The sequence below is a fragment of the Burkholderia sp. 4NA327C6 genome (genome assembly GCF_005502655.1).
In the GTDB taxonomy this organism is placed as follows: domain Bacteria; phylum Pseudomonadota; class Gammaproteobacteria; order Burkholderiales; family Burkholderiaceae; genus Burkholderia; species Burkholderia contaminans.
This window is the reverse complement of sequence record NZ_SCNZ01000098.1, coordinates 1-9,637: the sequence shown is the minus strand read 5'-3', so window position 1 is coordinate 9,637 and position 9,637 is coordinate 1. Positions and strand designations below refer to the sequence as shown.

Sequence of the window (9,637 nt, the reverse complement as noted above, 5' to 3'; positions counted from 1 at the left end):
GATCAGCAGCGCCCCGGCCGCCGCGCCCCTGCCCCACCCGCCTTCCTTGAACTGCCATGCTGTCAGGTTCACTGGCGAGATCCTATGGATTCACACGGTGGATTCTATCTCGCCGGCCGCTCACGCAGCGGACTCGCCGTCCGGCAGTTCAGGGTCCGGCAGGAACGACACCTGGCCCGGCGGGATGACGAAGCTCGGCAACCAGTCGTCGAGCGCCGTACACACGTGCTCGTAGCCGGCATCGAGCCCGGAACCCTCCGGTGCGTTCGGCGCGTCCGGAAACAGGCGCCGGCCGATCTCGATCATGTCGTCACCAAGGAAGCCGTACCGCCCCTTCTGCAGCATGGTCCACAGCGCATCGTAGCGCTCGGCCTCGAGGGATATCAGACCGACCGACATCGCGTCGGCGATCCGGAACTTCATGTAGCCGATGCACCACTCAAGGAACATCTGCTGGACGGCCGTCATTGGGGCTATCACTTCGCCATCTCCTTCGCCGCGCCTACGTATCGCGGCACGGCCATCGGGATACCGCATGCGCCCGCCCGTCAGGCGGCGCTCATTGCGCGCCCCGGGACGCGTAGGCCGTACACACAATGCACGCGGCGAACGTTACGACCGCCGGTTGGCTCCAGCCGAGCGCGAGGCACCCGACCGTCAATGCAAAGGCAAAAATTGCAGCACCGCCGAATCCGTTCATTTCCCCTCCTATTCTGCTCTGAGCCGCCGGATCGCGCGTCGACAGATCCTGCGTGCGGCCGCCTTCGCCGGCGCCACGTTACGTCGACGGCCGCAGCCAGTTTTCGACCGGCAGCCCGGCGACACGGGTGAACTCAGCCGTGTTGTCTGTGACCAGCACGGCATCGACGGCCAGCGCATGCGCGGCGATCAGCATGTCGTTGGCGCCGATCAGCTGGCCTTGCTTCTCGAGCTCGGCCCGCAACCGCCCGTAGCAGCGGTCCGCGTCGGGCTGCAGCGGCAACACGGTCAGGCTTGCGAGCAGCTGCTCGACGCGCTGCGCGAGCGCTGACGAGCCACGCTTCCAGACGCCGAACCGCAGTTCCGCCGCGACGACGATCGAGGTGCACACCTGCTCCGGCGGGGTTTCTCCGATCCGGGTGGCGCATGCGCCGCGCGGGTCGCGGATCACGTTCGACAGAATGTTGGTATCGAGCAGGTACAGCGTCATTCGATGTCGACCGGTTCAGGCGGAAGATCCTCGATGTCCGGAAAGGTCTCGTCCAGCGGGGTCCATTGGGCAAACAGCTCACGCAAGGGCGCGGCCTCCACGGGCTCAATGATCAAGCGGCGGCCTTCCCGGTGGATGGCGACCTCCGAGACCTGCAGTTCGAATTCGCGCGGGATCCGCACGGCCTGGCTGCGCCCGTTGCGAAACAGGCGCGCGTGGCGGGTGTCATGGGTTGGCATCAGGACGCCTCCCTTCAATCGGGTTAGCATATGCCACAGCATATACAAGCCGAAACCTATTCGCAACTTTTGTCCTGCCGACGTCGCGACCCTCGTAATGTCATGCCACTATAACGCCACGCCATTGCGAATCGCACCCGTTATAACATCACGACGTTACGCCACTACACCACTATAGCCCTATAACAGCATAGCGCTGCAGCGCCATGCCGCTATAGTGGCCGTTCTTAGCCCCCATACCCCGCACCTCTATACCTCTACAGCGCTACGCCACTACGCCACTACGCCACTACAGCACTACAGCACTACAGCACTACAGCACTACAGCACTACAGCACTACAGCACTACAGCATCATGCCACTGAATCTCAATTGCAGCCCAGTCTGTGGCGCCATACCTCTATAGCATCACGCCATCACGCCACTGCAACGGTACAGGCTCATAACATCATAACGGCATGAATTCATAACGTTATGACGGCATACCCCTGCAACATCACGGTAAGTGATCTCGGTACCGCCGCCGCGCTATAGTGCTATGCCGCTATAGAGCCACACCATCGTGCCATTACGGCTGCACAACCTCATAATTTTGTAATGGCGTGATGCTATAACGGTATGATGGTATGAAATCTCGGCGTTGTACCGTTATAACGCTGTAGCTTCACGTCGAGAGGGCCCGCGCGCCTTGAGCTATGGCGCCACGCCTTTATAGCGCTATACCACCATGCCATCCCGGCGGTACAGTTTTATACCCTCATGATGGTGTGACGCTATGATTCTATGACGTTATGACGGCGCGAATGCACGACGCTATGCCGTCATGCCTCTGTAACATCACGCCGAGAGGTCTTGGTGGCGATGTCGCGCTCTAGCGCTATACCTCTATAGTGCCACACCATCATGCCATTACGGCGGTACGGAGTTCATGACGTCGTGATGGTGTGATGGCATACCTCCATGACGCCATAGCGTCGCGAATTTGCGACGTTACGCAGCGAAGCAGGTAACGAACGATTTGAAGCGCGGTTCGTGATGTTATGATGGCATGCCGCTACGGCGTTATGCCCTCATGACGCTTTAATGCTCTGACGGCGTAGCTCTACAACTGCATACAGCTATAGCGCTATAAGGGTAAAACTATGAAACCAGCAAAAGGCGTTGACGATCTGGCGTCTCGCTTGCGCACTGCAAGTGAAGCACCTCTTGTGCAACCCCCCGTCAACGAGCCGCCCGGCGGACCGTCGCCTGCAGCGCCGGCTCGGGGGCTCCCGGTGTCGGTATCCACCGATGCTCGTGAACAAGTACCCGCTGCCAAGAAAGTAGCGAAGAGGGGAGGGGCAAAAGAAGTCATCGATACGATGGCGTTGACACTACGTCCTACGCGAACGCTGCACGCGCGCTATGTCGCAGCCGCCGCTAAACGCAGTCAGGAACTCGGACGAATGGTGTCCGCGCAGGAAATCATGCTCGAAGTACTCGAAAAGGGGAAAGTATGAGCAATATCGTTTATGTCGGTGGTCAAAAGGGTGGTACGACGAAGACCACTACGTCGCATTTGATGTCTCTCGGCGCCATTCTCCGTAAGCAACCTGCGGCATATGTCCTGACGGATCCGCATCGACGCGTAAAAGAACACGGGCGACCGTACGGCGTACTCGATGGACGGGACGCCGCTCACCTTGCCCAGATCCTGACAGCGAGCCAAATCACCAAAAATGGATGGCTCATCGTCGACGGCGGCGGCAACCGTCCTGCTTTTGACAAGGAGATGGCCGCGGCAGCTCACCTAACGTTGTTGCCGTTCCGCGCCTCGGAGGAAGATCTCGAGGCGGTCGCGCTTGATATGTCCGCTATGCCCGGTGCAATTGCGTTGCCGTCTGCATGGACAACCAATAAGCACGCACAGGCCTCGGCACAGCGCTATATCGATGCCTTGGAAAAGGCATTTCCTGGAAGGGTGCTTCACCAACCAGCCTGGTTCGTCAATTCTGCGGCGGAGCTCCTCGGCGCGACGCTTGAAAGCCCCTCAACAGCCGTCCGAAACGCTGCGCGACATTGCTTCGATATTCTGTCCGCTGCATTTGCGCAGCACGGAACGCCCGCCGAAGTGCTTGCTTGATCGGGAAGTTGCAGCGAAGCTGGGACGCCGCTCGATGTCGCCGAGCTTTGCGCGGCGCAAAATTGCGGCTTGCGGGCCACGCCTCCGTATTGCTTCGTCTGGCAATCCTAGACGTGATTCTCTAGGGGGCGCGTGTGGTCCGGGCCGTCTCCGACGGCCGTCCCACACAAGCTGGGGTCGAGGCGACGATGTTCGAGGTGATCTCTGGAGAGAGGGTGATGAGATTTCACAGAGAAACAACACCTGTGGTTGCCTTTAAAAGACAACCCCTTTAAAACCTTTGCCTTCCTGAGACCCTTATCCAGCAAGCGTTCCACGGATGATCGGTCATCCTTTATGGGGTAAAAGGTCAGGGTCTGTGGGGCGGCTCGGTCGTGGTTTATGGGGTGAGGTCGTATTTTGTGGGGCACCGCGATTTTAACTTAAAACAGCGCCTCAACTGATTGAATATAAAAGGATATTTTCGAGACCTAGACGAAATCGAATGGTCGCAGGTCATACTTTGTGGGGCAAAAAGTCATGATTTGTGGGGCGGCTCGGTGGGCCTATCGAATAGGCGGCCTTATCGCGCATCAAAGGTCATGGTTTGTGGGGGGATGTCGACTAGTCAGTAGGCGCACACTTCATGCTAAGCCTTTGAAATCATTGAGTAGTTTCTTTCCCGATTGGAAAGGTCAGGGTTTATGGGGCGCCGATGCGTCCGCTTCGGTCGCTTCAGGTCATGGTTTATGGGGCTTGCTCTGGCAGCAAATGTTGTCGCCTGAGAGGTCGTGGTTTATGGGGGGGCGCGGGCGGCCAGTTCTATCCTGGCTGCTGCTCACTATTCATGCAGAGCTCGCTGTGCAGTGCATTGAAATCAGAGCTAAAGGTCATGGTTTGTGGGGGGCAACGGCCGGAGAACTGGCCCCTGCAGCCAGAAAGTCATGACAGGTCATGGTTTGTGGGGCAGGGACGCGGCAAGTCATTGTTTATGGGGAAGGCGCGAAAGGTCATGGTTTGTGGGGCGAACAAGGAGCTTCCGATAGCTTCCGGCCCAAGCAAAGGTCATGACATGTGGGGACGCCATCTCGTTGCGCGATAGGTCATGGTTTATGGGGTTGGTGTCATGATCGAGCAAAAGTCATGGTTTGTGGGGCACTGGAATGGTCGTGCTTTGTGGGGAGAATTTAAAGGTCATCCGCAAGAGCTTGCGAACATGACTTTTGCACCCTAGAATGCTCCTCAACCTATGAGGACAGTATGGCGGTGGGAAAACAAAAATCCGGTAGCTCATTGATTGCCAGTGTGCCGTCGAGCGAACTTCGCAAGCACGTTGGTACGGTGCATGTCGGTGGCGATCTCGGGTTGCTTGGGCGGAAGTTGTCGAATGTCCTACTGCTGAACGCCTACGACAACCTGTTGAAGAAATCGGTTCATGAGATTCCCGTTGGGATCATGAGCGAGATGCTGGGGTTCGATAGTAAGAACACGAGCGCACTCAAGGAAGCGCTCAAGAAGATATCGACCACTCCGATTGAGTTCGATATCTTGCATGCAGCTGGGGACGAGGAGTGGGGAGTCACGACCCTTCTGAGCTCGGCGAACATCCGGAACGGAATCGTCACATACGAGTACAGCAGCGCACTCGCAAACAAGCTCGCCAACCCAGAAATCTACCTGCTCATCAACATCAACGTTCAAAAGCAGTTCAGTGGGGCGTATGCGCTCGCTTTGTATGAAAACTGTTTGCGATTCAAACGCACGGGGTCGACTGGTTGGATATCGGTCGACATCTGGCGAAAGCTTCTCGGTGCCGAGGCGTCAACATACGACGAGTTCAAACACTTCAATTCGGAAGTGATCAAAAAGGCGGTGAAGGAAGTAAACACGGTATCGAATATATTGATCACTCCGGAGTACGAACGACAGAACCGTCGTGTCGCCAAGATCCGTTTCTTGGTGGAGGACAATCCGCAGCGGTCGATGTACGACGAGAGTGATAGTGAGGAGCAGGCCGCGATCCGCGATTCAGAAACCTATCGTCGACTCGTGAAGCTTGGTATCTCGGGCCGACTTGCTGTCGATTGGATCCAGCATGATCCAGATCGGGCGACGAAGACGGCCCAGTATGTAGAGCAGCAGATTCGGAACAAGAAGATTAAAAAGAATGCTGGCGGATACGCGCGCACGGTATTCGAAGGCGGGGGAGACATCGAGACGGTTGAGGTGATTGAAGAGTCCGCCCGTCGGGCGCAGAAGGCAGTGATCGATGAGGCAGAGGCTGCGGCAGATGCAAGGTCGAAGCTGATCTCCACCGCGATTCGCGGACTGTCGTCGGACGAGCGGAGCGAGTTCGTGCGCCAATATGCAGCGTCTGGGGGCGCCGTCGGGTCGTATGTCGAAGCAGAAGGGGCGTTCAAGAACGTTCTTGAGAAAACTGCCTTCACCGCATGGCTTGCGGGTAGGATTGGCGAAACGCTCGCGTAAATCTTCCGGTAGCTCGGCTTCGATGGTGTCGTCCCTAACAAAACTCCCGCGCCGTCGTCGGTAGCGCGCCGAGCAAGTCGCTCCGGTCGACAAGCTTGCTCGCGATCAGGTGCCGCACCTTCCCCTCGGCCTGCCACACGCCGTAGACGGCGAGCAGCGCGGCGCCGAGCGCTTCCTTCCGGAACTTCTCCAACAGACCGGGCCAGAGGATCACGTTCACCTGGCCCGTCTCGTCCTCGAGCGTCATGAACAGCACGCCGTTGGCCGTGCCCGGCCGCTGCCGTACCGTGACCAGTCCGCATGCACGCGCGAGCTGCCCGCTGCGCAGCGTCGCCAGCTGCTCGGCTGACTGCAGCCGATCGAGCGCCAAGCGTTCGCGCAGCAACGCCAGTGGGTGACGGCCGAGCGTGAAACCCATCGCGTTGTAGTCGGTCACGATCTCTTTGCCTTCGGACGCCTGCGGCAGCGCTGGCACCGCGTCGTCGCGCTCGGTGCCGCGCAGGAGATCCCGATCGGGCACGGCAGCAGCCGCTAGCCAGAGCGCGGCACGCCGGTTGCCGCCAGCGAGCGAACGCAGCGCATTCGCGCGCGCGAGTACCTGCAGGTCGTGCCGATCGAGCTGCGCACGCCGCGCGAGATCCGCGACGTCGACGAACGGCCGCACCGCCCGCGCGAGCTCGATGCGCCCGGCCACGTCTTCGCGCATGCCGCGCAGCAGCGAGAAACCAAGCCGCACGGGCGACGATGTGGTTGGCCCTTCGATCGCGGAGTCCCACGTGCTCACATTCACGTCGACGGGCAACACCTCAACGCCGCGACGGCGCGCGTCCTGCAGCAGCTGCGACGGCGTGTAGAAGCCCATCGGCTGGCTGTTCAGCAGCGCGGCGAGGAATACCGCCGGCTCGTGCCGGCGCAGCCACGCACTCGAGTAGACGAGCAGGGCGAAGCTGGCCGCGTGGCTTTCCGGGAAGCCGTAGTCGCCGAAACCCTTGATCTGCGCGAAGATCGCCTCGGCGAACTCGTGATCGTAGCCGCGCGCGAGCATGCCGCTGACCAGGCGCTCGTGATACGGCTCCAAGCCGCCCTTGCGTTTCCAGGCCGCCATCGCGCGACGCAGCTGGTCGGCCTCGCCGGCGGAGAAACCGGCCGCCAGCATCGCCACCTGCATGACTTGCTCCTGGAAGATCGGCACGCCGAGCGTGCGCTTCAGCGCCTTCTCAACGTCGGGCGAAGGGTAGGTGACGGGTTCGAGCCCCTGACGCCGGCGCAGGAATGGATGGACCATGCCCCCTTGGACCGGGCCCGGCCGGACGATCGCCACTTCGATCACCAGGTCGTAGAAGCACTGCGGCCGCAGGCGCGGCAGCATCGACATCTGCGCGCGCGATTCGACCTGAAACACGCCCATGCTGTCGCCGTCGCAGAGCATGTCGTAGGTGGCCTTGTCTTCGGCCGGGATGTCCTGCAATTCGAAAGTCTCGCCTCGTTTTTCGGAAATCACGTCGAGCGCCCTGCGTATCATGGACAACATTCCGAGCGCCAAGCAATCGACCTTCAAGATGCCGAGTGCCTCGATGTCGTCCTTGTCCCACTGGATGATCGTGCGATCGTCCATCGCGGCGTTCTCGACCGGTACGAGCCGCGTGAGCTTGCCGCGGCTGATCACGAAGCCGCCCGAATGTTGCGACAGGTGCCGTGGATAGCCCAGCAGCTGCGCGGCGAATGCGGCCCACTGCTGGTTCAACGGCGCTTCGGGATCGAGGCCGGCCTCGGCGAAGCGTTGCAGCAGATCCGCGCGCGAATCGAACCAGTGGTGCTGCTTGGCCACCTTGTCGACGATCGCTGGGTCCACGCCGAGCGCTTTCCCTGCCTCTCGCAATGCGCTGCGTGGCCGATACGTGGTGACGGCTCCGGTCAGCGCGGCGCGATCGCGTCCGTACTTGCGGTAGATGTACTGCATAACGATTTCCCTCTTTTGATGCTCGAAGTCCACATCAACATCGGGTGGCTCGTTGCGTTCCTTAGAAATGAATCGTTCGAAGAGCATCGATTGTCGCGACGGGTCCACCTCGGTCACGCCGAGGCAGTAGCAGACTGCCGAGTTCGCAGCCGAGCCGCGTCCCTGGCACAAGATGCCTTGCTCGCGCGCGAACTGCACGATGTCGTAGACGGTCAGGAAATACGCCTCGTACTTCAGGTCGGCGATCAGCTGCAGCTCGTGTTCGATTTGCGCCTGGACGTCGACCGGGATGCCATCCGGGAAGCGCCGCCGCGCGCCGATGTAGGTCTGCTCGCGCAGGTACGTCGCCGGGTCGGTGCCGGCCGGTACCAGTTCGTCGGGATACTCGTACTTCAGATCGTCGAGCGAGAACGTGCAGCGCCGCGCAACACGCACGGTTTCCTCGAGCGCGCCGGCGGGATAGAGGTTGGCGAGCCGCAGACGCGATCGCAGGTGACGCTCCGCGTTCGGCGCGAGCTCGTACCCGCACTCCGTTACCGGTCGGCCGACGCGAATTCCCGTCAACACGTCCTGCAGCGGCTTGCGCGATCGCACGTGCATCAGCGGCCAGCTGGTGGCCACCACCGGCACGCCGTGGCGCGCGGCGACGCGCTCGACCACGCCGCGATGAATGTCGTCCATCGCGCGAGCGTGCAGTGTCAACGCGACCCATGCGCGATCGCCGAACACGCGCGCGAACCAGTCGACCTGTGCGTCGAGGCGTTGCTCGTTGGCGGGGAAGTCAGGCGACAGGATCGCCAGACAATCTGGCAAGCCGCGCAGGTGTGCGTATGGTGCTTCGGGATGGTCGACGTCGAGCGGCGCGAGCCGATACGATCCCTTCTTACCGCGCATGCGGCCGAGCGAAATGAATTCGCAGAGATTGCCGTAACCATCGCGATTCATCGCCAGCGCGGTGAAGGCGAGCGCTGGCGAGCCGTCGGCGGCCGTCAGCCGAAAGTGCGAGCCGATGATCAGCGGCATGTTCGCCGCCTTCGCTTCGATGTGCGCGCGCACGACGCCGGCGAGCGAGCATTCGTCGGTGATCGCGATCGCGCTGTAGCCGAGCTGCGCCGCGCGCGCGACGTACTCCTCCGCGCGCGACGCACCGTGCAGGAACGAGAAATCGGAGGCGACCTGAAGTTCCGCGTACGCGGGCAGGGCGCCGAAACTGCCGGCGTCCATGACGATCAGCCGAAGAGGCCGTGCAGGAAGAAGCGCGCTTCGCTTTCGTCACTGGCCGTCGGCCGCTCCTTGTAGATCCAGTAGCACACGCCGTGGCCGTCCTCGGCAACGAAGTAGTCGCGCGTCACGGTCTGCCCATCCTGCCAGCCGCCTTCGATGCGCTCGCCGGGCGACACCATGCGCAGCGGCGTGCCGTAGAACGGTCGATGCTGGCGCGTGAGCAGCGGCACAGGTTTGGCGAGCAACCAGGCCGGGCGCGGCAGATCCGCCGGCAGCGGTGCCGGCTTCGGCGCGTCGCGCATCGGCACCCATCGAGCCGCCGGCTCCGGACGGTAGTCGGCCATGGGAGCCGGGACGAGCACGTTCTCGGCGCCGAGCCGCGCAGTCAGCAGTTCGAGCAGCCGCGCGTGATCCTGCGGCGTGCCGCCGGGCTCCGG

The 9,637-nt window shown here is 61.2% G+C and carries 7 protein-coding genes and 1 pseudogene; 3 read left to right on the top strand and 5 right to left on the bottom strand.

What is annotated here, in order from left to right:
- Positions 1-120: 120 nt before the first annotated feature.
- The 3 genes from FFS49_RS41365 to FFS49_RS41355 form a co-directional block, all read right to left on the bottom strand.
- Positions 121-480 (bottom strand): hypothetical protein, encoded by a 360-nt coding sequence (locus tag FFS49_RS41365; protein ID WP_249362266.1) that lies wholly within the window; start codon positions 478-480, stop codon positions 121-123.
- Between the two features lie 298 nt (positions 481-778).
- Entirely contained in the window at positions 779-1,189 is a 411-nt protein-coding gene (locus tag FFS49_RS41360) for a type II toxin-antitoxin system VapC family toxin (protein WP_137909944.1), read from the bottom strand.
- Positions 1,186-1,428: an AbrB/MazE/SpoVT family DNA-binding domain-containing protein gene (locus FFS49_RS41355; protein WP_137909943.1), complete on the bottom strand. Its 243-nt coding sequence runs from the start codon at positions 1,426-1,428 to the stop codon at positions 1,186-1,188. The genes FFS49_RS41360 and FFS49_RS41355 overlap by 4 nt, the downstream gene beginning before the upstream one ends.
- A gap of 1,274 nt (positions 1,429-2,702) precedes the next feature.
- On the opposite strand from FFS49_RS41355, the gene FFS49_RS42445 reads away from it, so the two are divergent.
- The 3 genes from FFS49_RS42445 (at position 2,703) to FFS49_RS41335 (ending at position 6,016) form a co-directional block, all read left to right on the top strand.
- Entirely contained in the window at positions 2,703-2,927 is a 225-nt protein-coding gene (locus tag FFS49_RS42445) for a hypothetical protein (protein ID WP_212746056.1), read from the top strand.
- Positions 2,924-3,550 (top strand): hypothetical protein, encoded by a 627-nt coding sequence (locus FFS49_RS41340; protein ID WP_137909940.1) that lies wholly within the window; start codon positions 2,924-2,926, stop codon positions 3,548-3,550. Before FFS49_RS42445 ends, FFS49_RS41340 begins: the two co-directional genes overlap by 4 nt.
- 1,239 nt (positions 3,551-4,789) lie before the next feature.
- The gene (locus tag FFS49_RS41335; RefSeq protein ID WP_052712457.1) at positions 4,790-6,016 is read left to right on the top strand and encodes a replication initiation protein; all 1,227 of its coding nucleotides are present in this window, start codon (positions 4,790-4,792) and stop codon (positions 6,014-6,016) included.
- Between the two features lie 34 nt (positions 6,017-6,050).
- On the opposite strand, the gene FFS49_RS41330 is transcribed toward FFS49_RS41335, so the two are convergent.
- Positions 6,051-9,200: an error-prone DNA polymerase gene (locus FFS49_RS41330; protein WP_137909939.1), complete on the bottom strand. Its 3,150-nt coding sequence runs from the start codon at positions 9,198-9,200 to the stop codon at positions 6,051-6,053.
- A 5-nt stretch (positions 9,201-9,205) separates the two neighbouring features.
- Positions 9,206-9,637 (bottom strand): annotated as a pseudogene (locus tag FFS49_RS41325) (DNA polymerase Y family protein); the annotation flags it as partial.